Genomic DNA, 24353 nt, shown 5'->3' on the forward strand with positions numbered 1-24353 from the left:
ACCGATTCGCCCCAGGCACGGCTGATTCATAGCGGCTGGGCCAGTGCCAACCCGGCACTGCGCTAATGGGTAGAGAAACTGCCGGATCGGACGCCAGGAGGTTACTGATAATCGGTGAAACTGTGAGGTTCTGCCGCTAGCGCCAGGCACAAACTGCCCGGCCCAATATAAATGCTGCTGGTGATGCCCATCTGCGACAGCAACAGTTCAACACCATTGTTTTCACAGGCATTTCTGAGCCGGTTCAAGCCGGGCAACTCTTCGATTTCTGTCCAGGCAAGGCCGCAAGACAAGCTCACGTAAGGCGTGAGCAGGCCGGCCTCGACTCTCGCGGTGGCATAATTCATCACCTTTTCCACCGCGGCCTCAAAACTACGGGTTTTGGCAACAGGCTGACCTTCAACACCCTGGCCGAACAACACCGGAGTGATATTCAAAGCTTTACCAAGGAATGCAACAACACCCGATATGCTTTTGTCGCCGCGGCGTCTGGCTCGCTCGCGAATGTAGTGAAGGTCGCGGGGAATAACGCAGGTGTAGATCTTGTCAGAAAAGCGCTCCACTTCATTACGTAGCGCGTTCTTGGAAAGTTTCTGGTCAATCAGCCTGAGCGTATGAGCCGCCAGCAAACCTTGCCCCGCAAAGATCTGCTTGCTATCAATCACCCGCATGGAGAATTTGCCTTCTCGGCCCGACGCTGCACGGGCCTGCTCGTAATTCGCCATCACGCTGTTCATAGCTTCAGATGCATTCTGAAAAACCAGACTTCGGCTGCGTGTAACTGTTTCACAAATTGCCACATCGTACTCGGGCACGATCTTTTCCATGAACAACTCATGGATCTGTTCGGCGCTAAACGCCTGTGTTTCAGCATGTCGACCTTTTTGCAGGAGCCCACTCTGATAGAACTCCTGGGTTCTGATAGGATCATGCCGGTCAATATAGGTTTCGCCATCAATTACCGCGGTTACGGGCAGAATGAACAAGTCATGCTTGCGACTGAATTCGAATGGTAAATCACATGCCGAATCGACGATTAATCCAACTTTCACACCACGCCTCCTGCTTTCAGTTCACCGAGGTTTTTCGCCAAAAGCGCCCTGTTATCTTGCTGCCAGGGATGAAAATCCTTGCGAAAATAGGCCAGAAATTCCGGCAAACACTGGCGCAAAATTCCGGGTTTCCCCCACAGGAAGTTAAGCCCACCCATCCAGGTGCGGAGACTCCAGAGCTTGCCGTCGGTTTTCAACAGGCTGCAGGTATTCAAGAAGGTGTACTTGAAGAAGTTCCAGGTTACAAACAGGAAGATAAACCGCCTCAGGTTTTCGTTGCCAACACACTCCCGATACACATCAAAGGCGACTGATTTGTGCTCGGTTTCTTCTATGGCATGCCAGCGCCAAAGCTGCGCCATAATCGGCGTGGCACCATCCAGCCATTCCGGATGACTTAAAATAGCATTCGCCAATACGGCTGTATAATGTTCGGCGCCGCAGGTGCCTGCTAACTGCCGACTCGGTGACAGCTTCCCTACCCACTCCATGTGTTTACGAAAACGGCTATCCAGCCCGTCAATGTCATAGCCCCGCGCTTTCAACCCTTCGTTGTAAGCCTTGTGCTCGCGACTGTGTAAAGCTTCCTGGCCAATAAACCCACGGATTTCAGCCTTCAGTTTCGGATCTTCAATCTTGCCCTGATACAGCCGAACCGCATTGATGAACTGCTGTTCACCATCCGGAAACTGAAGCGATAGTGCATTGAAGAACGCCGTACGAAACGCATCATCGCCGTGCCAAAGTGTTTTTAAATCTTCGCTGACATCAAAGTGCAGGTGCCGTGGCTTAACGGACACACCCTCTGGAGTGGAGCTGATGGACATGACTGCCTCCTGCTTCTATTTATTATAATTTGCGTTTGCTGGACAAAAAAACACCAGCGGCATCAGTCTAATCCCCGGAATGAGGTAGAAGGAAGGGTGGTAGCAGCAAAAAGGACACATTGTCACAAAATGACACATCGTCAGCGTGCTGAAAGCAGGAATAGTTAAAAAGCCGACACAAAAAAGGGAGGCTATTAGCCTCCCAAAGTCTTGCAGATCACTTTTTTGATGGTCCCCGGTAAAAACCAGGGACCAAGCACTCAGGATTTATCGGTTTTTGTGGCTCCCGGAGCTTCCGGATCCGGGGTAAATCCGATCAGTTTGGTTCGCTCAATCAAAAGATAAAGAACCACGCCGGTACCAAGGCCCCAACCTGCTCCATAGACCGCCAATACCACGCCCATGGTGCCCGCAATTCCGCGTTCGGTGTTGTTCTCCAGCTGTTCCAGACCAACCATCAAACAGATATAACCGGTCAGCAAAAGAGTCAGGGACAGTGCAATGGGCAGAACCGGCTGGAAAAAGCTCACCAGCGGCAGAATAAACAGGGCGATAAAGCCAGTGATCCAGAAGGTACCGCCACCACTGTAGATTGAATCCATAGCGTTGCGGCCATACTTGTAACGCTCGGCCATGGTTGCAGTCACGGCCGTCCATATTGGGCCTGCCAGGCCGGGGTATGGCGCGAAGAATGCGTGGCCACCATTACGAATGGCGGTTACCAGGTGCACACGGTCGATGCTGTTATCGATGTCTTCATCTTTACGAAGATGATCCACACGGTTCATCAGGGACTGCCCCACCACGATATCGCCGAAGGCGATAATGTAGGCAATGATCGCCGTTGGAATGGCATAAAGGAATATTTTGGGGTCGGGGAAGCCAACCGTAAATGGCAGGTAGTTCCACAACTCGTCAAAGGCCGGTTTGGTAATACCCCACTCAACATTCGGCACATCGTATTCACCCGTGGCGAATCCCACGAGAATAGCCACGATCATGCCTGGAACCATGCCGTAGTTGGCAATTTTGCGAGCAAAAGAGTTGCTCTCAACAAAGCCCTTGAACGACACAGAGAACATCAGATACAAACAAACCAGACCGCCAACAATGAGCGATATAGGCGTATTGGCCACTCGGCCGCCCACTTCAATCTCTCCCATCAGTGCCGCAATACCCGCACCGATAATAATGCCGCCTTTCATGGAGCGGGGAATCAGATCCACCAGTTTGCTTCCCAGGCGGGTAACGCCGAGGAAAAGGAAAATGATAAACACAAGGAACTGCAGAGCAAACATAGCCTGAATGGCGTCGGGGCCAGGCTCATAATCACTCAGGAAAAGCAACACCACCGGGATGCCCGGCGTTATCCAGCCTGGTACCAGAGGAACGCCCAACAAGGCAGGCAGCATAAACCCGATGCCGCAGATCACGGCATAAGCCAAGGCAACATCGTAGGGAACACCCAGGTATTTTTGCAGCAGAGGAATCATGGCAAGACTGACCACAAACATGATCAAAGCTTGAACCATCTCCGCAAATTCCCAGCGGTAATGAACAAAAGGAAGGCGAACTTTAAAAGGGCCGGCAGGCCAATACGGCTGCTCTTCCCCGGTCTTACGGTGAAACATTTGCATAGCAGGGTCTCCCGCACACGTTATTTACGCATGCCTGTTTTGTGTTGTTTTTGTAGCTTTATCCGGCAGTGCCAGGGCTGACACTGCCGGTCAAGGAGGTCAGGTCAGTTCTTTGGCTTGATCCCTTAGCAGAAACTTCTGGATCTTGCCTGTAGAGGTCTTGGGCAACTCCGAGAAAATGACTGTTTTGGGCACTTTGAAGCGAGCCAGGTGCTCACGACAGAAATTGATAATATCTTCCTCGCTCAGATCACCTGCTTCTGGTTTGAGGGTCACAAATGCACAGGGTGTCTCGCCCCACTTTTCATCCGGGCGGGCCACTACCGCGGCTTCCAGAACAGCCGGGTGTCGGTACAGCGTATCCTCAACTTCAATGGTGGAGATATTCTCACCACCAGAGATGATGATGTCCTTCAGGCGATCCTTGATTTCCATGTAGCCGTCTTCGTGCCAAACAGCCAGATCCCCGGTATGGAACCAACCACCGCGGAATGCTTCCTCGGTAGCCTTGGGGGTCTTCAGGTAGCCTTTCATAACGGTGTTGCCGCGCAGGAAGATTTCACCCACGGTTTTGCCATCTTTGGGCACCGCTTTCATGGTATTCGGATCGCCCACCATGGTGCCGGCGAGGGTGTGATAGCGCACACCCTGACGAGCTTTGATTTTGGCCCGATCGTGCAACGGCAGTTCATCCCAGTCAGATTTCCACGCACACACGGTTACCGGACCATACACTTCTGTCAGGCCATACACGTGGGTCACCTTGATGCCCATTTCTTCAACGGCACCAATAACCTGGGCCGGTGGCGCAGCACCTGCAATCATGGAACGAACTTCGTGATCAATGCCCGCCTTGGACTCAGCTGGCACGTTCAACAGCGCATTAAGAACAATCGGCGCGCCGCACATATGCGTAACCTGATGCTCTTTGATCAGCTGCAGAATCTTTTCAGGATCTACCCGGCGCAAACACACGTGAGTGCCCGCCATGGCGGTAATCGTCCAGGGGAAACACCAGCCATTACAATGGAACATAGGCAGTGTCCACAGATATACAGGGTGCATACCCATGGACCAAACCGCCTGGTTACCCAGAGCGTTGATGTAGGCGCCGCGATGGTGATAAACCACACCCTTGGGGTTGCCGGTGGTGCCGGAGGTGTAATTCAGTGAAATCGCGTCCCATTCGTTGTCCGGAAAGCTCCACTGAAACTGCGGGTCGCCCTCTTGCAGAAAGGCTTCATAGTCCAAATCGCTGACCTGAACCCCTTCGCCGTATTCCGGATCATCCACATCAACAATCAGCGGCTTGTTTTTCAGACGGCTCACCGCATCGCGAACTACCTCACCAAATTCGCGATCGGCAATTACCACCTTGGCTTCGCCGTGCTCAAGCATGAAGGCAATAGCCTCTGCATCCAGGCGCACATTCAGTGTATTCAGAACCGCGCCCATCATAGGCACTCCAAAATGACACTCCACCATGGCGGGAATATTAGGCAGCATGGCCGCCACGGTATCTCCCCGCTTGATACCTCGCCCTGTTAGCGCAGATGCAAGGCGCCGTGAACGGTCGTATGTCTGCGCCCAGTTATAGCGAACAGCTCCGTGGATAATGGAGGGGTAGTCAGGGTAGACGCTTGCCGTGCGTTCGATAAAATCAATCGGGGATTGAACAGCGTAATTGGCATCAAGGGGCGCAAGGCCCTGATCGAAGATCGAGGTCATGGGGTGTTCCTCTTTATGAGCCTATTGTTCTTGTGTCGTATTTGGAAAAGCAGCTAGAGTAGCTATGACTTCTTATAGAGAGAATCTTATTTAATAGAGGTAATACTAGAAATTACACCAAGGTATTATAGTGCAATCACTATACCGCACCCCAACACGATAGAATCGATGGCTACTATGAGTTTTAGCTTGTCCGATGCAGACCCGCAACCCAGCTTTATACTGGATAGCTCTGCCAAAACTTTGCAAAGCAATCTCGCCGCTGACAGGTTGTGGCAGGAAAATGGCCTGACAGGCCCATCAGCCACCCTCCCAACCAATACTCAGGCACTGGTTACCGCGTCGCTGACACAAGCCAGAGCCATCGAAGACGTAGAAGCCCGCATCAACGACACGATCCTTCTGTGGACATTTGTCCCCTGCCTGGAAACCTCTGAGGTTTTGGCCCGTGGCCGGGATGCCACAAACGATGTCCTTAACCGGGATCAGGCCATTCGATCGAACCGCTTATACCGGGTGATCACAGAAAATACCACCGACCTTATTTCGCGGCACGCTCCCGACGGGCGCTTCATAGATGCAACACAGGCTTCATGGCGCCTCCTCGGCTACTGGCCGGAAGAGCTTCGGGGCCGGCTACTGGAAGACATATTCCAGAGCGATAGCTCTATGCGCCAGTTAACCGAGACCCGCAATCGCCTGCGAGATGACGGCTACGCCACCATGACTCTGGACCTGACCCACCGTGACGGCAGCAAACGTTGGTTCGAAATCGCAAGCCGGGCCATCAGAGAAACCTACACAGGGGCGGTTGTTGAGGTGGTCAGTGTATCCAGAGACATCACCGCCAGAGTTGCCTCAGAGGACAACAACCGAAGGCTGGCCGATGAACTTGCGCGTACCGCAAGACTCGCGGCCCTTGGCGAACTGGCTTCCAGCATTGCCCACGAAATGAATCAGCCTTTGGCGACCATCGTTAACTTTGCCAGCGCCAGCCAGCGTTACCTGAAAAACGCCCGCACACATCCTGAACATCTTGAGCGTGTCGACGATGGCCTGGAGAAGATCATCCACCATGCCAATCGCGCTTCGGAAGTGATCAAGCACCTCCGAGCCTTCCTTCGTAAAGGTCGGAAACGCACAGCAGAAGTTCAGCTAAACGAAACCCTCACAAAAGTTGCCCAACTCTGCCAATGGGAGGCAGATAAACACGATGTAGAGATAATCTGCACCCCGGCCGACAGCAAGCCCACAATCATTGCAGATCAGGTATTGCTGGAGCAGGTACTGATTAATCTGATCCGTAATGGCATGGAAGCAAATATGGAAGCGCGCGCCGCCCAAGGAGCCAGCGCGGGTTCCCGCCTGATGCTCTCAGCATCCATAAATAGCGAAGGTGAAACGCTGATTGACGTCACGGATGAAGGGCCAGGCCTTGATGACCAGGAAATCCGGAAGATGTTTCAGCCGTTTTACACCAACAAGCCCCAAGGGCTTGGACTGGGGCTTTCCATGAGCCGCTCCATTATTGAAGGCTTTGGTGGCTTTCTGGATGCACGTCCTGCATCAACCGGTGGCCTTACCCTGACCTGCCGCTTCCCGACCGCACCCGCTCACAAACGTATACCCAGCACGGAGACTGCACCCGATGAGTAACGATCCCTCCCAGGAGACATCCACCGTTTACGTTGTTGATGACGATGCTGGCATGCTGGAATCTACCCAGTGGTTACTGGAGTCTGTTGGCTTGAACGTGCAAGCATACAGCGACGGGCGCAAGTTTCTGGATGCCCTGGGCGATAGCCGGGGCGGCTGCGTGGTGCTGGATGTGCGGATGCCGGGACTCGGCGGGCTGAACGTTCAGGAAGAGCTGCAAAAGCGCGGCATTGAGTTGCCAATCATTTTCGTATCCGGCCATGCGGATGTGCCAATTGTGGTGCGCGCGTTCAAATCCGGTGCCTTTGATTTCATCGAGAAGCCATTCAACGAGCAGCTGCTTCTCGACAGCGTGCAGCAGGCATTGGAAGCTCATCATCAATCCAGTCATCTGCAACTGGGCGACGAACGGGCTGATGCGCTCATTTCGACGCTTACACGCCGGGAGCGGGATGTATTCCTGCCTATGGCCCAAGGCTACACCAGCCGCGAGATTGCGGATCAACTGGGTGTAAGTGTAAAGACCATCGACCTCTACCGGGCCCGTGTAATGAAGCGACTGGGTGCGGAGCGGCTGCCCGATGTTACGGGCATAGCCATCACCGCTGGCCTGCTTGACCCATCAAACCTGCGCTAGCTCCTCATGGGCCAGCGCGCCCAGCCTGGCGATGGCCTGGTCGATACGCTCGTTCCAGGGATTGCCACCGTTTAGCCGCAGGCAAGACTCAAACTTGTCTGATATGGAAAACATCAGGCCCGGAGCCACGTTAATGTCTTCAGCCCGCGCTCGATGATAAACCCGAGTGCCAGAAACGCCTGCCGGTAGCTGCACCCAGAGTACAAAGCCGCCTTGTGGCCTGCTGACCGCAGTCCCCACAGGAAATGACCGCGCAACTGCCGCTCTCATACGCTCTGTGGTTTCCCGATAATTCTGCCGTGCCGAGCGCAGATAACGATCGTACCCACCCTGCTCCAGAAAGTGTGCCACTGCCAATTGCGGGATCGAAGATGTTGCCAGATTGGAAAAATACTTCTGCTGCCGAGCACCAGCCATGTATCGCCCGGGCAACATCCAGCCCAGTCTCAACCCCGGCGAAATGGTTTTGGAAAACGAGTTGCAGTAGATAACATTATCCGTGCGATCAAAGGCTTTCGCAGGCTTTGGGCGTTCGCCGGTATGATAAAGATCTCCGTAAATGTCATCTTCTATCAACGGCACTCCAGCGGCAGCAAGCATAGACACCAACTGTTTTTTGCGCTCATCCGGCATCCGTGCGCCCATGGGGTTGCTGTGATTGCACACCACTACGCAGGCTTTCAGAGGCCACTGCTCCAGGGCCAGCTGCAAGCCTTCAAGACTGAGCCCGTCGGATGGGTGGGTCGGTATTTCCATCGCCCTTAACCCAACCACTTCCAAAGCCTGAAGAATACCCGGGAACGAGGGCGACTCAACCGCCACTATATCCCCCGGTTGAGTGACGGCGCGCAAACCCAGAATGATGGCTTCCTGAGCGCCGTTGGTAACCAGCACATCATCCGGCGTAACCGGAACACCAATCGTCGCCATCCTTTGCGCAATCTGCCTGCGGAATGACGCTTTTCCGGGAAAAGCGTAATCCAGTGTTTCAAGGCCCCGCCGGGCCGCCCAAATCGTACTTTGTTGAATCTGTCGCAACGGCAAGAACTCCGGATGGGGAATGGCAGTAGCGAGCGGCACCATGCGGTTTTGCTCATCAGCGCACAATTCCAGAGTCATCTCGCGGGCCGTTACCGGCGCCGGGCGAATCCTGAGCCTGCCCATGACTGGCTCCGGGGCATCGACTGCAGGCAAGCGAACAAAGTAGCCACTGCGCTCCCGGGCCTGAAGATAGCCGCGAGCTTCAAGTGTTTGGTGCGCCTGCAACACAGTTGAAATACTCACTTCGTACTGTTTACTCAACACCCGCACGCCCGGCAGGCGGTCGCCATCCCGGTAGACACCGTCCTGAATCAGCGACTGAAGCCTGTCTGCCACCTGGTTGTATAGAGCCCCCATACTGCCCACCTCACCCAATCAAGAAATCATTTGCCCATTCGGACAGCCAGCACGCCCATTGCAACAGATCCGCACCAAACCGAAACGGTACAGATACCCGGAAAACACATCAGTACAGAGCGGCAATATTTAGCTCTGTACCGGTTCAAAAACAGATTATCTGAATCTGTTATGGCTGTCAGTTCAGGAAGACAATAACAACATCGAAAATCAGAAGAAGGAGTTTCATCATGGGCATCGCAAACAGTCAGGCTCTGACCACTACCCGAAGCAATCTTTTTGGCCTCAACCCCAGCGCGCCCGCACTGTACGGTGAAGACCTGAACACCAACCGCCAATGGCTGGAAGACCTCGGGTTTTCTATACGCCAGTCCGGCCAGAAGCACTGGGTAGTAACACACACCAATCCATTGCCCGAGCTGCACTTTTACAGCGAGAATGAGCTGGCGCAGTTTGCCAGCTACAAAGGCCACCACTACGCTAAACACTTGCTTCCAGAGAACAGAACATGAATTACCCCATCTACCAGGTAGACGCTTTTGCCAGCGAGATCTTCAAAGGGAACCCTGCCGCGGTCATGCCTCTGGAGGCGTGGCTTCCGGACGACACCATGCAGGCACTGGCCGCCGAGAACAACTTGGCAGAAACCGCATTCTTCGTACGGGAATCCGGCACCAATGGCGCAGACTTTCATATACGCTGGTTCACTCCCAGTGTTGAAGTACCCCTTTGCGGCCACGCCACTCTCGCCAGCGCCTGGGTTATTTTCAATAAACTGGGGTGGCAGTCAGATGAGATACGCTTTGGCTCTCGCAGCGGTATTTTAGGCGTTCACCAAACCCCGGATAACTGGCTGGTTCTGGACTTCCCGAACCTGAAAACTGAAGAACAGAACACACCGCCAATCATCAGCCAAGCTCTGGATAGCACGCCGGCAACGGCTTTTTACGTGCCGAACGACACCAATTACATGGTTGTCCTGGAAAACGAGGCAGCTGTGAAAGCGGCGCAGCCGGATATGCGAAAGCTCAAACAACTGGGCAATCAAGGCGTGATCATCACTGCACCCGGTGACACCGCCGACTTTGTCAGCCGGTACTTTGCGCCTGGCTCCGGAATTGATGAGGATCCGGTTACCGGCTCTATCCACAGTGTTCTGGTGCCCTACTGGGCAGAAAAACTCGGCAAAACAAAGCTGGAGGCGCGGCAACTGTCTGCACGGGGCGGTCTATTACGCTGTGAACTGAAAGGCGATCGCGTTGCGATTGCCGGGCAGGTGGCCTTTTATATGGAAGGCACTGTTCATCTGGAATGAGCCATACGGCAGCTCCGAGGCTGGTATACTGCGCGCCACATAAACCAATCGGCAGGCAGTAATGACGGCAAGTTCCAGTAACCAGTACGATGTAGTGATTATCGGTGCCGGCGCCGCCGGCCTGATGTGCGCCGCCACTGCCGGCTATCGCGGGCGCAAAGTGCTGGTAATCGATCACGCCAATAAGCCGGGAAAAAAGATCCTCATGTCCGGCGGCGGGCGCTGCAACTTCACCAACCTCAACAGCACGGCCGCAAACTTCCTGTCGGACAATCCACGGTTCTGTATTTCTGCCCTGAAGCGCTACACCCCCCAGCACTTTCTGGATCTTGTTGAACGCCATGGCATTGAGCACGAAGAGAAAGCCGCCGGTCAGCTATTCTGCAAAGACAGCGCGAAAGACATAGTCGCCATGTTGCTCACGGAATGCGAATGGGCCGGTGCAGAAATTCGCATGAAAACCAACGTGAAGAGCATTGCACAAAGCTATGGCAGCTACCGGGTTAATACCAGTTCAGGCACCCTGGCCTGCACATCTCTGATCATCGCCTGCGGAGGCTTATCCATCCCCACCATGGGCGCCACAGGATTCGGCTACGAGGTTGCCCGGCAGTTCGGCCTGGATGTCCTCCCCACCCGGGCCGGGCTGGTGCCTTTCACCCTGCACCCGGAACTGAAACAGCAGTTGGCCCCTCTATCCGGCGTAAGCTGCCCTGTTGATGCGGCCTGCAATAACCATAACTTCCGCGAGCCCATGCTGGTCACGCATCGAGGTTTGAGCGGCCCATCCATGTTGCAAATTTCCAGCTTCTGGCAACCTGGCGACCCTCTGACCATCAACCTGCTACCAGATCGCAACATCCTTGAAGATCTTCTGGCCCTGCGCAAACAGAGGCCTCAATCCACCATTGCCCAATACCTGGCTCTGCACCTCCCCAAGCGCTTTGCACAAGCCTTCAACGAAATTCATGGCTGGAGCGGCCCTCTTCAGGGCTACAAAAACAGTGACCTTGAACAGGTGTCTGAGACGCTAGGGCAATGGACAGTGAAGCCGGCGGGAACAGAAGGCTATCGAACAGCGGAAGTGACCCTGGGCGGTGTGGACACCCGCCAACTCTCATCAAAAACAATGGCGGCGCTTGAGCATCCGAACCTGTATTTTATCGGTGAAGTTGTAGACGTAACGGGGCATTTGGGCGGGCATAATTTTCAATGGGCGTGGGCTTCAGGAGTGGCAGCCGGAAGCGCTGCCTGATTGGGGTTTACAGGTAGCTCACTCCATCCCATCAGCATTGAGTGCCCTCAGGCTGAGCGTTATTATTGATCCATAATTTCATATGAGACATCGTTTATGAGCGCACCTTCCCCGTACGATAACCTCCCCGACGCACAAGGCTTTTTTGGCGAATTTGGCGGGCAGTTTGTGCCGCCGGAATTGAAACAGGTAATGGACGAAATCAGTGCTGCCTATCAGGAAATCCGCCAGCGCAAAGATTTTAAGGATGAGCTGGCTTATCTGCTATCAGACTATGTAGGCCGCCCCAGCCCGATTTTCTACGCTCGTCGCTTATCCGAAAAGCTTGGCGGGGCGCGTATCTATCTGAAGCGGGAAGATCTTAATCACACGGGTGCGCACAAGATCAATCACTGTCTGGGTGAAGCCCTGCTAGCCAAATTCATGGGCAAAACCAAGGTGATAGCGGAGACGGGCGCCGGCCAGCACGGTGTAGCTCTTGCGACCGCCTGCGCTCTTGTGGGCATCCCTTGCGAGATCCACATGGGCACTGTGGATATTGCCAAAGAACACCCTAACGTCACCAAAATGAAAATCCTGGGCGCTACTCTGGTGCCAGTAACCCGCGGCACCGCCACTCTTAAAGATGCCGTCGACAGCGCTTTTGACGAGTACCTGAAAGACCCGCAAAACTTTATTTACGCCATTGGCTCGGTTGTTGGCCCCCACCCTTTCCCGGGCATGGTCCGTGACTTCCAATCGGTTGTAGGCCGCGAGGCTCGCGAGCAGTTCATGGAGCGCTACAAGAAGCTTCCGGATTACATAGCTGCTTGCGTCGGGGGCGGCTCCAATGCCATGGGCATATTTACCGCATTTCTCAATGACGAAAGCGTAAAACTGGTCGGTGTGGAGCCGGCCGGTGAAGGCCTGGATACCGACCGTCATGCCGCAACCATGACGCTGGGCAAGCCTGGCCAGATACACGGAATGGCCTGCTATGTGCTGGAGGATGACGAAGGCAACGCAATGCCGGTTCACTCTATTGCTTCCGGCCTGGATTACCCGGGTAGCGGCCCGCAACACAGCTATCTGAAAGATTTGGGCCGTGTGGAGTATGCCTGTGCAGACGATGCTGAATGCCTGGACGCGTTTATGATGCTATCGCGGGTAGAGGGCATTATTCCTGCCCTTGAAAGCGCTCACGCTGTAGCTTGGGCAATTAAAACTGCACCTGGCCTGTCAGAGGAACACTCGATTCTGGTTAACCTGTCTGGCCGTGGCGATAAAGATGTGGATTTCGTAGCAGAAAAACTGGGGCTCTGAGCTGCCGCCCAGATCTCGCAAAAAGCCTTAGCCACCACCCGTAGCTCTCTGAATGGGCACGGGTGGTGAAGCAGGACAGCTAATGACTGGCGATTAGCGCAGAATGACCAATGGCTTTTCTGCGGTTCTCAGCATGTTGGTTGTGGTACTGCCAACAAAAAACTGCCGTATGCGGGAGTGGCCGTAGGCACCCATAACCATGATGTCTATATTTTGCTCTTCCTGATACTTGTGCAGCGCCTGCTCCACATCACCAGACAAAATGGTCAGGGTGATTTCAGTATCAAGCACTTCCAGCATCTGCTTTGCTTTCTCCAGCTGGCCTCTGTGCTCAGCAGTGTCTGCCCCAACCATTACAAGGTGCAATGGCACGCCTTTCAGTACCGGGCTACCCGCCAGCAACTCAACGCCTTTAAACGCAGTGGCACTGCCATCAAATGCTAACATGGCTGTACTGGGCGTTGAGTAGGTTTCAGGTACAAGAAGGATCGGGCGATGCACACTGCGGATAATCGTTTCCAGCTGGCTTCCTATGCGGGAGCCCCGATCAGAGCTGCTTTCTCCCTGCAAGCCCATCACTATCAGACGGGTTTCATCTTCCAGCGCCAACAAGGATTCGGTCAAATCACCATGGCGCTGGCGCTTTTTGATTTCGCCGACACCCGCGTTCTCAAGCCTGCGGGCTGCCTCGTCCAGCATGTGATCACCGTGCTCAAGAGCCAGTTTGGCTCGCTTACGGTCAAGCTGAGCCAACTCATCCAGAAGTTGCTCCCGACTACCCAGACCAATGTTTCCGGCCAGGTCCGGCTCTGAAGGATACCGCTCCTGATCCAGCACATGCAGGAGGGTCAGTGGCGAATCCATATGTTTGCTAGCCCAGGCCGCATAGTCGCATACCGCTGGCGCTGCGGGTGAGCCATCAATGCAGGCCACTACCTGCAAGCGGTCCTGAATGTTTTCTGTTGTATTTTGCATATTAATGGCCCATCAACTGATCAATGCCTTCCGGCTTGTCGTGCACACCAAAACGGTCAACGATGGTGGCACTGGCCTCGTTCATGCCAATCACTTCCACCTCTGCGCCATCGCGGCGGAACTTGATAACCACTTTGTCGAGCGCACCCACGGCGGTAATGTCCCAGAAATGCGCACGGCTAACATCTATCACCACTTTATCGACCACTTCACGGAAATCAAACGATGCAACAAACTTTTCCGAAGAACTGAAAAACACCTGGCCCGTTACCTTGTAGGTACGCGTGCCCGTGGCTTCATCAAGAGTGGACTTAACTTCCATAAAGTGGCCAATCTTGTTGGCAAAAAACAGTGCCGCCAGCAATACGCCGGCAAACACGCCCAGCGCCAGGTTGTGGGTTACAACCACAACGCACACAGTTACCAGCATCACTATGTTGGTCGAAAGTGGATGTTCTTTCAGGTTGCGTATGGATTCCCAAGAGAAGGTACCGATAGATACCATGATCATTACGGCCACCAGCGCAGCCATGGGAATCTGAACCAGTATGTCGTCCAGCACCACAATCATTACCATCAGGAATACGCCTGCGGTGAACGTGGAAAGCCGGCCGCGCCCCCCGGATTTTACGTTGATAACGGATTGCCCAATCATCGCGCAGCCTGCCATACCACCAAACAGACCAGACCCGATGTTGGCAATGCCCTGCCCCCGGCACTCGCGGTTACGATCGCTTTCGGTATCAGTCAGATCGTCCACAATGGTGGCGGTCATCATGGATTCCAGCAAGCCTACAACGGCCAGTGGAATGGAATACGGAAGGATAATCATCAAGGTTTCAAGAGTCAGGGGAACATCTGGCCAGAGAAAAATTGGCAGCGTGTCGGGCAACTCACCCATATCGCCCACTGTGCGCACGTCGATATTGAATATTACCGCCACAATCGTCAGGGATACTATGCAGACCAATGGCGAGGGCAAAAGCTTCCCTAGCTTGGGCACATAGGGGAACAGATAGATAATGCCCAGGCCTGCTGCAGTCATGGCATAAACATGCCAGGTTACGTTCGTGAGTTCCGGAAGTTGGGCCATAAAGATCAGGATAGCCAGAGCATTCACGAAGCCGGTTACGACTGAGCGGGACACAAACCTCATCAAGCTACCCAGTTTCAGCCAGCCAGCCAGTATCTGGAGCACACCGGTTAGCAGCGTGGCGGCCATCAGGTACTCCAGGCCATGCTCTTTCACCAGAGTTATCATCAGTAGCGCCATGGCGCCGGTTGCTGCCGAGATCATGCCGGGGCGGCCACCCACAAACGCAATGATTACCGCAATACAAAATGAAGCGTATAGCCCTACTTTGGGATCTACTCCGGCAATGATCGAGAAAGCAATCGCTTCCGGAATTAACGCAAGGGCAACCACGATCCCGGCGAGTAAATCGCCCTTAATGTTGGAAAACCATTCGGCTTTCATTGTATTTACCATAGCTTTGGTTACCCGGAAGGTTGCGCAAAATAAAGGGCGCGAATTCTACCAAAATACCGCTTCCGGCGTAAGGGCGCCTATTCTCACGGCCTCACGGGCTGCTATTATCCCAATAACACCCACCACAAAAATGAGCTAACTGCGTTCATGGATGATGTTGCTTCTCAGTTTCTGGCCACAAATCAGACCACTTTGAACCTTGCGGTAGCACTTCTGTTGGGCGCCATCATAGGCCTGGAGCGGGGCTGGGGCTCCCGCGAGCAGAAGTCCGGCGAGCGCATAGCCGGCATTCGCACCTTTTCACTTGTCGGTCTTCTGGGCGGTATTTCTACAGTCCTGGCAGAGGAAATCACCGTCTGGGCGTTTCCTGTACTCCTGCTGAGTGTGGTCGCCATGGCGATTGTGGCCTATAGCGAACGGCTCGATCATATCCGGAACTTCAGCATTACCGGCATGGTCAGCATGGTGCTCACCTTCTGCTTCGGCGCCATAGCGGTGGCCGTCGACCCGGTGATAGCGACGACTGCTGCAGTGATTACCGCCATTATTCTGGACAATAAGGACGAAATTCACGGATGGGTACACAAACTTAAAGCCCACGAACTGGATGCGGCACTCAAGCTGCTCGTCATTTCAGTGGTGATGCTACCTCTGCTACCAGATGAGGCCATGGGGCCTGGTGGCGTTCTCAACCCTCGGGAAATCTGGTGGATGGTCGTGATGATTGCGTCCATCTCCTTCGTGGGTTATTTCGCCATGCGAGTGGCGGGCACCAGCAAAGGCATTCTGTTTACCAGCCTGTTTGCAGGTTTGAGCTCATCCACCGCCCTGACCCTGCACTTCGCCCGCCAGGCGGACAAACACCCTGCCCTGAACGCACAGTTTGCCACCGGCATTCTGATTGCGTGTGGCACCATGTTCCCACGCATCCTTGTGTACTGCTTCGTCATTAACCGAGACTTGCTGCCCAGCCTGGCCTGGCCCGTGGCCGTTATGACAGTGCTGCTTTACGTGCCAGCGTTCATCATCTGGCACAGGAATTCCGAAACGGGCGAGGTCAGCCAGCCAACACTTAACCAAAACCCGCTGGATCTGAAATCGGCTGTAGTTTTCGGCATGCTGCTGACAGCCATCCTGCTGCTCGGGGACTTTCTGAAAGATTGGCTGGGCGATACCGGCATCTATATGCTGGCCGCCACTTCGGGCATTGCAGATGTGGATGCGATTACCCTGTCCCTCACTCGCATGTCCAACAATGGCCTGGCAATGGATGCTGCGGTACTCGGCATCGTTATTGCGGCGGCCACCAACAACCTGATCAAATCGGGCATGGCCTGGGTGATCGGCAACCGGCAAATAGGGCTTTATGTGGCAGGGCCTATGCTGCTGTCACTGGCAGCGGGGCTTTTGGTGGCCTGGCTACAGTAAGCAAACCACTACCAACTCGTTTTTCCGAGAAAATAGAGCGGCTGGATGAAAGCCTGTTCATGAAGATTCGCAAAAAAACACGTATATTCTGTGGTCTGATCCATTATCCCCTAAGGACGTTTTAATGCTGTTTGCGATGATCATTGGTGGTTTGATTGGTTACAGCTTTGGCAAGTTCCCCGGATTTTTAGTGGGGGCTGCTCTGGGCGCTTTTCTGCTTAACCGCGCTAAAAGCCGCCTGATTGGCAAACTTCAAGGCATTCAATCCGGTTTCATTGAATCTGTGTTTGCGGTCATGGGTGCACTGTGCAAGGCCGACGGAGTTGTTTCAAAAGACGAAATACAGATGGCCGAAGCCATGTTTGTGCGCTTCCGCCTTAATGAGGCCCAAAGAGAAGCTGCAAAAGCCGCATTCAGCCGGGGCAAAGCCGAAAATTTTGATCTGGATGCAGAGCTAAGACACTTCCTGGCTATCAGCGGTCGCCAACCCGCTATATTGCAGATGTTCCTCCAGGTACAAGTGTCTGCTGTCGCTGCGGATGGTGTAGTCCACCCGGCAGAACACGAAATGCTGGTCCGCATAGCACGCGGGCTTGGCCTGCCCGAAAGCCAGGTAGATCAACTGGAAGCCATGTTGCGCGGCGCGCACGCTGGCCAGACCGGCAGCCAGCGATCTACGGCTCAGCAAACCGACGATGCCTACAAGGTTTTGGGTGTTTCACCATCCATCAGCGACGCGGAGCTTAAAAAGGTATACCGCAAACTCATGAGTGAAAACCATCCCGACAAGATTGCCGGACGCGGCCTGCCGGAGAGCATGCGCGAAATGGCAGAAGAGCGCACACAAGAAATCACCCATGCCTACGACGTTATCAAGGAATCCCGAAAAGCCAGCACCTGATTCCGTCAACCCCCTCGCAAAAGCCCGTTAAACGTAACGGGTTTTTGCACTCATACCTGAAATGACATGTCGTCATATTTTGCGTTCGAGTAGAGTATGCCTCCAGGAAAGCAGCTCCCCGGAGAACTGCTGCAAATTATGATGGAGATGCCTCGAATGTCCGCTTCTGACGCCCCGAAAACCGCCAACACCTTTACCAATGACGCTCTTGGGAACGACGACGCGACCGCTTTGGCAGAGCGTATCCGCCGTAGGGACGTATCAATTTCCGAAGTGACCCAGGCTGCTATTGCCCGGTTGCATAAAGCCGAACCACTGGTTCACGGTGTTGTTGCGGAACGCTATCAACAGATGCTGGAAACCGCTGCCAAACTGGATAGTAAATCTGACCTGGCAGAGGCGCCGTTTTTCACCGGCGTCCCTACCTTTATAAAAGACAATACGAACGTAGCGGGAATGCCAACACGCCAGGGATCAGCCGCGGTGCCTGCCGGACACCTCGTAAAGCACACGAGCCCCTTTGCGGAACAGATGCTGGCCCAAGGCTATCTTTGCATGGGAAAGACCACCATGCCGGAGTTCGGATTTAATGCTTCAACCGAGCCGGTGCATGATGCCCCCACCCGCAACCCCTGGAACCTGGCATACTCCAGCGGAGCCTCATCAGGTGGCGCGGCAGCACTCGTGGCAAGCGGCGCCGTTCCCATTGCCCATGCCAACGACGGTGGCGGCTCCATACGGATTCCGGCGGCTGTTTGCGGGCTCATAGGGCTCAAGCCGTCCCGTGGGCGTGTGATCGAGAACGACGCTTCAAAGTCACTCCCCATTGATATTCTCAGTGATGGTGTAGTTACTCGCACCGTTCGGGATACAGCCAATTTCATCTATGAAGCAGAGCGGTATTACCGCAACCCGAAATTACCATCCATTGGAAAAGTGGAAGGCCCATCTGACAAGCCGATGCGGATTGGCTTGGTTATTGACTCTATTAACGGTCACAAAACTGATGACACGACACGGCGCGTTGTCGAAGCCACTGCCCGAAAACTGGAAGCCCAAGGCCACCATCTTGAGCCTGTAGACACACCTGCAAACTCGAGCTTCCCCGATGATTTTGCAATGTACTGGGGATTGCTGGCCTTTGGCATGAAACTCAACGGCCGCAAAATAACGCACCCGGGGTTCGACAAACGGCAGGTAGACGGTTTGACTCAGGGTTTGGACAGAATGTTCAAGCGAGGTTTCCTGAAGATGCCAGCAGTGCTGTGGCGCTTACGCCGCGCCAGGTTCGAGTTTGCTGAGGCCATGTCGGCCTATGATGCGGTACTGACACCGGTTCTGGGCCACACCACTCCAAAGCTGGGCCACCTGAGCTCAAAAGTGCCCTTTGACACACTGTTTGAGCGCCTCACGCAGTATGCCAATTTCACCCCACTGGCAAACGTTACTGGCACGCCTGCCATATCAATACCCATGGCTATGACACCAGAGAATCTGCCTGTTTCAGTGCAGCTCATGAGCAAGTTCGGGGATGAGCGAACGCTGCTGGAGCTTGCATTCGCGCTGGAGTCCGAGTTTTCACCCTGGGCTACTGCTGAATACAGTCACGCCTGAGTAGTGGCCGGTGTCGCGTCCTCACTGGGCGTGGCCCAAGCCACAACACAATTGCGGCCATTGGCCTTCGCCTGATACAAGGCTTCATCCGCCCTGCTGAAAATTACCTCCGTGGCACCTGCATTATCTGGCAGTTCCGTGCACACTCCGATACTGACGGTTAGATGAAGTGTTTGGCCGGATAGCTCAAACGCCATAGCTGCAACTGCCTTACGAATTCGCTCGGCAACATCGAGGGCGCCTTTGTGCGGTGTGTTTGGAAGCAGAACAACAAACTCCTCACCACCATAACGAGCAGCCATATCCTGTGGCCGGGTAACTAACTGGCGTACACACCGGGCCACCATCTTCAAGCAATCATCACCCACCAGGTGGCCATGGCTGTCGTTAAACTGTTTGAAGTGGTCGATATCCAAAAGCAGAAGAGACAGTGGCTCCTGATATCGGTAGGCGTGCACCACCTCCGCCTGGAATGCCCGATCAAAGTGGCCGCGGTTTTTTAGCTCTGTGAGTGCATCCGTGGAACTTAATTCAAGCAACTGCTCGTTCAGGCGCTCAAGATCCCGGGTACGCTCCCGTACTCTTTCTTCAAGCAGCACATTAGCTTCGCGTTGTATTTCCAGGGTTTTAGCCTGTGCAATCCGGGCCTTACGCTCCTCTCGCAATGCTCCCTGCTGGGCCTCAAAAATTCGCTTCTTGTCTTTATTCAGCCGGTCTGCCAGTGCAATTGACAGTAACGTTACGCCAAGGGCGGAGCCAATCTGCGTTGCATTTTCTGTCAGTAGGTTACGGGGCAACATGGTGAACTTGCTCATGGCCAGAACAATGCCGCCAAACAACATGAACACCCATGCAAAAGTGTAATACCGTGCCGCTGGATCCTTTTTCACCCACCGGACAATGCTGAGTATTAACAGGGTTGAGCAACCGATAACCGCCAACAATATTGTCGGCAAAATCAGATACTGGTACGGCACCAACAAGCCAGCCACCGCCATCAACCCTGCGGCCCCGGCAATGCAGAGCGTCCACCGGTTCAGCAGTGGGTGGTTTTTCCGGGTAACGTTGATAAATGCAAGAGTAAAGGATGAGCCAAATAGAACAGTCAGGCTCAAAAAAACGATGATAGCCTGATCATTCCACCATATTGCTTCCGGCCATAAATACTGAAAAGCCACACCATGAAGGCTAGCCAGGAACAACGGCATCGCCGCCATGAATACCACATAGTGCAGAAAGCTCCTCTCGCCAACGGCGAGAAAAACAAATACGTGGTATAAAATCATGACCAACACAATGCCGTAGTATAGCCCCTCAAACATGCTTCGGGACTGCTCCACCGAATAGAACGCATCCTGATTCCAAAGCGTTAAAGGAATCTGCATGGAACTGGTGGTTTTTACACGCAGGTAAACCTCAGCTTTCTCAAAGGGCGCGAGTGTTAAAGGTACAACAAAATTGCGGTGCAGAATGGGACGGTCGTAAAACGGTTGTTTGTCGCCCAATACCAGTACATTTTGGCTCTGGTCATCCGGTTTGAAGTAAACCTCGATGTGATCAAGAACCGGATAGCCAATCTCAAGAAAGGTGTTGGCTTCACTCGCAGTGGCGTTTTCCAGGGCCACGCGAAACCAGAATACCTGTGGGCCATAACCCAGGTTAACGCTATCACTGCCGTTGCGCGTCCAGGCATCCGCGCTTAACCCTGCAACGTGCGAAATATCGGTGGCCTCATCTGGCTCTTGCCAATAATCCACGTAACGAGAAAGTTCTACTCGCTTGGAATATTCACTCCATACAGCTGTCTGTTCCGCAGAAAACGCCGAGATGGACGTCAGCAGCAAAAGTAGCAGGCAAGGTAACCGGAAGTCTCGTTTCAAAGCTGGCTCCAATCACACACGGGCTTGTGTGCCGCTGTCGGCTTCTTACCCAGTATGGCCTCAGGATCATGCATTTGCCTGCACTTCCTACCATAAGGCGCAAATCGACAAGAAACGCTACAAATCTGTACAGCTTTGTACAATATTGCTCATAAATCGCCCCGGCACTTTAATCCGCAGGCCACATACGCCCGGTTTTCCTCCGCACAGCTTCCCCCACCCGATCACCCAGCACCAGCATGGCCGGTGTAAGCAGCAAGGTGAGAATGGTGGCAAATGCCAGGCCGCCAGCGATGGCGCTAGACAGCTGCGCCCACCACTGTGTTGATGGCGCCCCCAGCCCAAGCGACGGTGTAAGCAGATCGACATTCACGCTCAAAACCATCGGCATCAAGCCCAGCACGGTAGTAATTGCGGTAAGCAGCACAGGGCGCAAACGCAGACAGCTGGTTTCCAATGCCGCCTCGTATGCCGCCATGCCATCTTTCTTCATTTGATTATAGGTGTCGATCAGAATGATGTTGTTATTCACCACAATGCCCGCCAGCGCGATAATACCCATGCCCACCATTACGATGCCAAACGACTGGCCGTTCAACAGCAACCCGAGAAGAACGCCGGCCGTTGAAAGTACAATCGCAGAAAGAATCAGGAAGCTCTGATACAACGAGTTGAACTGAGTCACCAGAATGAGCAGCATCATGGCAATTGCAATCAAAAATGCGCTTATCAGGAAGTTGGATGCCTGCTGCTGATCTTCATTTTCCCCGGCAAACTTAACCGATACGCCGTCGGGCGTTTCAGGAAGCTTGGCCTGTAAAGCTTTTAGCAAGCTGTCTACTTGTTCCCCTGGGCCAATATCCGATTTGATGGTAACCGTTCGCTGACCATCTACCCGGGAAATGCTGCCTGTCTTGTTTCCGGGTTGCAGATCAAGAAACTGCGATAGAGGAACCTGCCCCCGCGCCGTATTGATGGTCTGGCGTTGCAAATGGTCGAGTTCGCGCCAGTTGCCGGGAACCCGCACAACAATATCCACCTCATCACGAACATCTTCGGGCCGGTAGGTGGCCAGCACCAGGCCATTGGTAACCAGGCGAACAGCACTGCCAATGCTCAGCACGTCGGTTCCAAAACGGGCGGCGGCTTCGCGATCTACTTCAAGACGCCATTCAATACCAGGCAGGCTGCGGTCATCTTCAATGTCCACAAAGCCACCCAGGGCGCGCATTTGATCCTCGATCTGATCCACGTATCCGTTGAGCTTGCTGCTATCTCGACTACTGATCAGAAGCTCTATCGGTTTGCCCCCAGCCGGGCCATTTTCCTGCTTGCGAAATTCCAGCTCGATACCCGGAATATCCTGGGTGCGCGCAAGGAAATCATCCAGAATGGCACTAGCGGGGCGGCGGGTAAACCAGTCAGTAAATTGGAACTGAAGCACTCCAACCACATCCGGAGCCATCTGAGTGCTGGCGTTCAGCATCGAGCGCGCGTACACCGCTTTTACTTCCGGCATGCCCTGTAACCGGCCTTCAACCTGTCGGACTATGGCATCCCGTTCCAGAACAGACAGGTCGCCCCGGGCTCGCACCTGCACCTGAGCAGAATCCGGTTCCACGCTGGGGAAAAATTCAATGCCATAATTGAACTTGCCATAGGCGATATAGATCACCACAACCACGCCAAGCACGCCCACCAGAGTAAGGCCTGGGTGGGACAGGAGTGTGGACAGCAACCTGCGATAGCCATGCATCATTCGTCCGCTTTCACTGACCGTGCGAGCACGGCGACCACCACTCACGCCCCCCAGAACCGGCAAAAACACCAACGCCATGGCAAGAGAAGCAACCAGGCAAATAATCACGGTAATGGGCAGAAACTTCATGAATTCGCCCACAACACCTGGCCAGAACAAAAGCGGAACAAACACCGCCAGGGTAGTTGCCGTTGAGGCAATTATCGGCCAGGCCATGCGGCTTGCAGCCTCCGCCCAAGCACTTTTTACGGTATGCCCGTCAGACAGGTTTCGGTCTGCCAGTTCAGATACTACGATCGCTCCGTCTACCAGCATGCCGGCAACCAGAATGAGGCTGAACAGCACCACGATATTGAGGGTAAGCCCCATGGACCAGATAACGAGAATGCCTGTCAGGAACGCGCCGGGAATGGTCAACCCTACCAGCAAGGCTGAACGCGGCCCCATAGCGGCAATGATCACAATAATAACCAGCACGATGGCAGTCAGTACGTTGTTGAGCAGATCGCTCAGCAGGTCGCGCACTTCATCAGACTGATCCATGATGTAACGCACTTCCAGGGCTTCCGGCAGCAGCGGCTGTGCCCGGGCAATCAGCTCACGTACCTGGGCCACGGTTTCAATAATGTTAGCGCCACTGCGCTTGGATACTTCCAGCACAAGTGCAGGCTCACCATTGATGCGCGCAAACCCGGTCGGGTCTTTGAAGGTGCGCTGCAACATGGCGACGTCTCCAAAGGTCACCACCGTATCGCCATCTACCTTCAGAGGCATGGACATAACATCTTCAATATTCTCGATAACACCGGGCACTTTCAGGGTCATACGACCATTGCCTGTATCCAGCGATCCTGCCGCCACCAGTTGGTTGTTGCGGGTGACCAGATTGCCAAGCTGGTCGAAATCGACGCCGTAGCCTTCCAGCACCTGAGGGTCTACTACAATTTCCAGCAAATCTTCCCGGTCGCCTCCAATATCAACTTCGAGCACCTCTGGAATCGCCTCGATGGCATCTTGTAGCCCGCGGGCAACTGTAATCAGCTCTCGTTCAGACAGCGGCCCGGAAAGACCGATGGAAAGTACAGGAAACAACGAGACGTTTATTTCATTGACGCTTGGCTCGTCAGCTTCCCGGGGGAGTTTGCTACGGGCCGTATCCACGGCCTCCCGAACGTCCTGAAGAGCTGTATCGGGGTCAAACCCGGCATCGAACTCCAGCATTACCGAGGCGTGCCCTTCAGAGGCGGTACCACGCATTTCCTTTACGCCCTCCAAAGAGCGCAACTCCTGTTCCATGGGGCGAATCAGCAGCCTTTCTGCATCTTCCGGGCTTATACCTTCCAGTGCCATGGAGATATAAATCATGGGAATGGTAACGTCGGGATTAGCCTCCCGGGGGATAATCTGGAACGCAGCAATGCCGCCAAGTGTCAGGAAAAATAGCGTAAGCAGAGTAGTGCGACTGCGATCTATGGCCGCATATATGAGTGCGTGCATACG

Annotated in this window: 18 protein-coding genes; 9 read left to right on the top strand and 9 right to left on the bottom strand. The window is 54.1% G+C overall.

What is annotated here, in order from left to right; all coding sequences use genetic code 11:
• Positions 1 to 101 precede the first annotated feature (101 nt).
• From FFI61_RS09160 to FFI61_RS09175, 4 genes are all read right to left on the bottom strand, one after another.
• Positions 102 to 1052, bottom strand: coding sequence for a DegV family protein (locus FFI61_RS09160; protein WP_200370028.1), 951 nt, complete (start codon positions 1050 to 1052; stop codon positions 102 to 104).
• Entirely contained in the window at positions 1049 to 1879 is an 831-nt protein-coding gene (locus FFI61_RS09165; protein WP_200201758.1) for a metal-dependent hydrolase, read from the bottom strand. Before FFI61_RS09165 ends, FFI61_RS09160 begins: the two co-directional genes overlap by 4 nt.
• 260 nt (positions 1880 to 2139) lie before the next feature.
• Positions 2140 to 3516 carry a solute carrier family 23 protein gene (locus tag FFI61_RS09170; protein ID WP_200201759.1) on the bottom strand — a complete coding sequence of 459 codons (1377 nt, stop codon included), beginning with the start codon at positions 3514 to 3516 and terminating at the stop codon, positions 2140 to 2142.
• 99 nt (positions 3517 to 3615) lie between these two features.
• Positions 3616 to 5244, bottom strand: coding sequence for an acyl-CoA synthetase (locus tag FFI61_RS09175; RefSeq protein WP_200370029.1), 1629 nt, complete (start codon positions 5242 to 5244; stop codon positions 3616 to 3618).
• Positions 5245 to 5421: 177 nt separating this feature from the next.
• On the opposite strand from FFI61_RS09175, the gene FFI61_RS09180 reads away from it, so the two are divergent.
• Both FFI61_RS09180 and FFI61_RS09185 read left to right on the top strand, forming a co-directional pair.
• The gene (locus tag FFI61_RS09180; protein ID WP_200370030.1) at positions 5422 to 6900 is read left to right on the top strand and encodes a sensor histidine kinase; all 1479 of its coding nucleotides are present in this window, start codon (positions 5422 to 5424) and stop codon (positions 6898 to 6900) included.
• Entirely contained in the window at positions 6893 to 7537 is a 645-nt protein-coding gene (locus FFI61_RS09185; RefSeq protein ID WP_200201762.1) for a response regulator transcription factor, read from the top strand. The genes FFI61_RS09180 and FFI61_RS09185 overlap by 8 nt, the downstream gene beginning before the upstream one ends.
• Here FFI61_RS09185 and FFI61_RS09190 read toward each other — a convergent pair.
• A complete protein-coding gene (locus FFI61_RS09190) occupies positions 7523 to 8935 on the bottom strand; it encodes a PLP-dependent aminotransferase family protein (protein WP_200201763.1) in 1413 nt (470 codons plus the stop codon). The two genes, FFI61_RS09185 and FFI61_RS09190, sit on opposite strands and share 15 nt — an antisense overlap.
• 230 nt (positions 8936 to 9165) lie before the next feature.
• Between FFI61_RS09190 and FFI61_RS09195 the strand changes: the two genes are divergently transcribed.
• The 4 genes from FFI61_RS09195 to trpB all read left to right on the top strand — a co-directional run bounded on the left by FFI61_RS09195 (position 9166) and on the right by trpB (position 12807).
• The gene (locus FFI61_RS09195) at positions 9166 to 9447 is read left to right on the top strand and encodes a hypothetical protein (RefSeq protein WP_200370031.1); all 282 of its coding nucleotides are present in this window, start codon (positions 9166 to 9168) and stop codon (positions 9445 to 9447) included.
• Positions 9444 to 10250: a PhzF family phenazine biosynthesis protein gene (locus FFI61_RS09200; RefSeq protein ID WP_200201765.1), complete on the top strand. Its 807-nt coding sequence runs from the start codon at positions 9444 to 9446 to the stop codon at positions 10248 to 10250. The genes FFI61_RS09195 and FFI61_RS09200 overlap by 4 nt, the downstream gene beginning before the upstream one ends.
• 61 nt (positions 10251 to 10311) lie before the next feature.
• Complete coding sequence (locus FFI61_RS09205) at positions 10312 to 11505, top strand: NAD(P)/FAD-dependent oxidoreductase (protein WP_200201766.1); 1194 nt, start codon at positions 10312 to 10314, stop codon at positions 11503 to 11505.
• Between the two features lie 96 nt (positions 11506 to 11601).
• Positions 11602 to 12807, top strand: a complete 1206-nt coding sequence (trpB, locus tag FFI61_RS09210; protein WP_200370032.1) for a tryptophan synthase subunit beta — start codon at positions 11602 to 11604, stop codon at positions 12805 to 12807.
• A gap of 93 nt (positions 12808 to 12900) precedes the next feature.
• Here the strand turns inward: trpB and FFI61_RS09215 are convergent, their stop codons facing one another.
• Entirely contained in the window at positions 12901 to 13782 is an 882-nt protein-coding gene (locus FFI61_RS09215; RefSeq protein ID WP_200201768.1) for a universal stress protein, read from the bottom strand.
• 1 nt (position 13783) lies between these two features.
• Positions 13784 to 15271 carry a SulP family inorganic anion transporter gene (locus FFI61_RS09220; protein ID WP_200370033.1) on the bottom strand — a complete coding sequence of 496 codons (1488 nt, stop codon included), beginning with the start codon at positions 15269 to 15271 and terminating at the stop codon, positions 13784 to 13786.
• 147 nt (positions 15272 to 15418) lie between these two features.
• On the opposite strand from FFI61_RS09220, the gene FFI61_RS09225 reads away from it, so the two are divergent.
• From FFI61_RS09225 to FFI61_RS09235, 3 genes are all read left to right on the top strand, one after another.
• Positions 15419 to 16699, top strand: a complete 1281-nt coding sequence (locus FFI61_RS09225) for an MgtC/SapB family protein (RefSeq protein WP_200370034.1) — start codon at positions 15419 to 15421, stop codon at positions 16697 to 16699.
• A gap of 124 nt (positions 16700 to 16823) precedes the next feature.
• Positions 16824 to 17600, top strand: coding sequence for a co-chaperone DjlA (gene djlA / locus FFI61_RS09230; RefSeq protein WP_200370035.1), 777 nt, complete (start codon positions 16824 to 16826; stop codon positions 17598 to 17600).
• 156 nt (positions 17601 to 17756) lie between these two features.
• A complete protein-coding gene (locus tag FFI61_RS09235) occupies positions 17757 to 19214 on the top strand; it encodes an amidase (RefSeq protein ID WP_200370036.1) in 1458 nt (485 codons plus the stop codon).
• On the opposite strand, the gene FFI61_RS09240 is transcribed toward FFI61_RS09235, so the two are convergent.
• The gene (locus tag FFI61_RS09240; RefSeq protein ID WP_227714797.1) at positions 19205 to 21094 is read right to left on the bottom strand and encodes a diguanylate cyclase; all 1890 of its coding nucleotides are present in this window, start codon (positions 21092 to 21094) and stop codon (positions 19205 to 19207) included. The genes FFI61_RS09235 and FFI61_RS09240 overlap by 10 nt on opposite strands.
• Before the next feature lie 169 nt (positions 21095 to 21263).
• Positions 21264 to 24350, bottom strand: coding sequence for an efflux RND transporter permease subunit (locus FFI61_RS09245; protein WP_200201773.1), 3087 nt, complete (start codon positions 24348 to 24350; stop codon positions 21264 to 21266).
• Positions 24351 to 24353 lie beyond the last annotated feature (3 nt).

The sequence above is a fragment of the Marinobacter sp. DY40_1A1 genome (assembly GCF_016597815.1).
GTDB lineage: Bacteria > Pseudomonadota > Gammaproteobacteria > Pseudomonadales > Oleiphilaceae > Marinobacter > Marinobacter xiaoshiensis.

Bases quoted from the DNA above. Each gene is read 5' to 3' on its own strand.
- FFI61_RS09165 (WP_200201758.1), bottom strand. From the start codon at position 1,879: ATGTCCATCAGCTCCACTCCAGAGGGTGTGTCCGTTAAGCCACGGCAC.
- FFI61_RS09170 (WP_200201759.1), bottom strand. From the start codon at position 3,516: ATGCAAATGTTTCACCGTAAGACCGGGGAAGAGCAGCCGTATTGGCCT.
- FFI61_RS09175 (WP_200370029.1), bottom strand. From the start codon at position 5,244: ATGACCTCGATCTTCGATCAGGGCCTTGCGCCCCTTGATGCCAATTAC.
- FFI61_RS09180 (WP_200370030.1), top strand. From the start codon at position 5,422: ATGAGTTTTAGCTTGTCCGATGCAGACCCGCAACCCAGCTTTATACTG.
- FFI61_RS09185 (WP_200201762.1), top strand. From the start codon at position 6,893: ATGAGTAACGATCCCTCCCAGGAGACATCCACCGTTTACGTTGTTGAT.
- FFI61_RS09190 (WP_200201763.1), bottom strand. From the start codon at position 8,935: ATGGGGGCTCTATACAACCAGGTGGCAGACAGGCTTCAGTCGCTGATT.
- FFI61_RS09195 (WP_200370031.1), top strand. From the start codon at position 9,166: ATGGGCATCGCAAACAGTCAGGCTCTGACCACTACCCGAAGCAATCTT.
- FFI61_RS09200 (WP_200201765.1), top strand. From the start codon at position 9,444: ATGAATTACCCCATCTACCAGGTAGACGCTTTTGCCAGCGAGATCTTC.
- FFI61_RS09205 (WP_200201766.1), top strand. From the start codon at position 10,312: ATGACGGCAAGTTCCAGTAACCAGTACGATGTAGTGATTATCGGTGCC.
- trpB (WP_200370032.1), top strand. From the start codon at position 11,602: ATGAGCGCACCTTCCCCGTACGATAACCTCCCCGACGCACAAGGCTTT.
- FFI61_RS09215 (WP_200201768.1), bottom strand. From the start codon at position 13,782: ATGCAAAATACAACAGAAAACATTCAGGACCGCTTGCAGGTAGTGGCC.
- FFI61_RS09220 (WP_200370033.1), bottom strand. From the start codon at position 15,271: ATGGTAAATACAATGAAAGCCGAATGGTTTTCCAACATTAAGGGCGAT.
- FFI61_RS09225 (WP_200370034.1), top strand. From the start codon at position 15,419: ATGGATGATGTTGCTTCTCAGTTTCTGGCCACAAATCAGACCACTTTG.
- djlA (WP_200370035.1), top strand. From the start codon at position 16,824: ATGCTGTTTGCGATGATCATTGGTGGTTTGATTGGTTACAGCTTTGGC.
- FFI61_RS09235 (WP_200370036.1), top strand. From the start codon at position 17,757: ATGTCCGCTTCTGACGCCCCGAAAACCGCCAACACCTTTACCAATGAC.
- FFI61_RS09245 (WP_200201773.1), bottom strand. From the start codon at position 24,350: ATGCACGCACTCATATATGCGGCCATAGATCGCAGTCGCACTACTCTG.